This is a genomic window from Siminovitchia fortis (assembly GCF_007681465.1).
Classification (GTDB): domain Bacteria; phylum Bacillota; class Bacilli; order Bacillales; family Bacillaceae_C; genus Siminovitchia; species Siminovitchia fortis.
In genome coordinates this window covers 1-975 of sequence record NZ_VEKZ01000152.1, presented here as the reverse complement: position 1 = coordinate 975, position 975 = coordinate 1, and the positions used below count along the sequence as shown (strand labels likewise).

2 protein-coding genes are annotated in these 975 nt (G+C 49.9%); both read left to right on the top strand.

The window, feature by feature from the left end:
- The coding region (locus FS666_RS19365) for a hypothetical protein (RefSeq protein ID WP_222119387.1) at positions 1–206 on the top strand (206 nt) is incomplete at its 5' end.
- Between the two features lie 5 nt (positions 207–211).
- A partial coding sequence (locus tag FS666_RS19360) for a UPF0236 family transposase-like protein (protein ID WP_186309057.1) occupies positions 212–975 on the top strand: 764 nt, incomplete at its 3' end.

Sequence of the window (975 nt, the reverse complement as noted above, 5' to 3'; positions counted from 1 at the left end):
GGGGGGCGGACATGATAGCCTCGTTGGCGAGCCAGTCTATCACGGAGCTGGCTTCCTGGCTGGGAAGTCATGCCCGCAGGGGCCCCATGTCAAGCCGACAAAGGGTTATCGTTTCTTTAATTGAGAAGCGGGAAGCATTTTTCATGCAAAAAGGGTCACTCCTTAGTAGAATCACAGTCGACTACTACCAGATCCAAAAGGAGTGACCACTATGGAAAATCTTATCACAGCTATTCCTTCATTAAAAGAAATTGAGCAGACGGTCTGGAGAGATTTGCAGGAGACCTATTCGGCTGTTATGAAGGGATTTTTGGAGGACTTGGACCAGCAGATTGCTGAAGCACGTGACAAAGGCCGTTTCAGAATGCTGGATAAGAAGCGGAAGACGACCATCGACAGCCTGTTTGGACCAATAAAGATCACGCGCAGATATTATTGGGACCGTGTGAAAAACAAATATGTCTATCTTTTAGATCAATATTTGGCGTTTGATGGTGAAAAGGGGGTGACTCCCTTGCTGGCGGAAACAGCAATGGAACTGGCCGTAACAGGCACCTCCTACCGACAGGCAGCCAATACCTTGGAGACCCTTGTGGGCTATCCGGTCATTAGTCATGAGGGAATCAGGCAACAGCTGCTTGGGATTGAGCTGATCCCTGAGAAAACGGAACTGGCCAACCGCGTCTTGTTTGTCGAGGTGGACGGGCTGTACCTGAAACGTCAAGAAAAGGGCCGAAAGGGCAAAGAGGAAAAGATTGCGGCTGTCCACCAAGGCTGGGAAGTGAACGGCAAAAGGACGAGCCTGAAGGAGAAGCGCCATTTCCACCATCAAGGAACTGGCCATTTCTGGGAGGACTTTGAGACTTTCCTTGTGGAGAAATTCGATTATGACCCCTTAACCCACTTTCTTGTCATCAACGGGGATGGTGCGAAATGGATCACGTCCTGCCGGGAATACTTCCCATCCAACGCCTT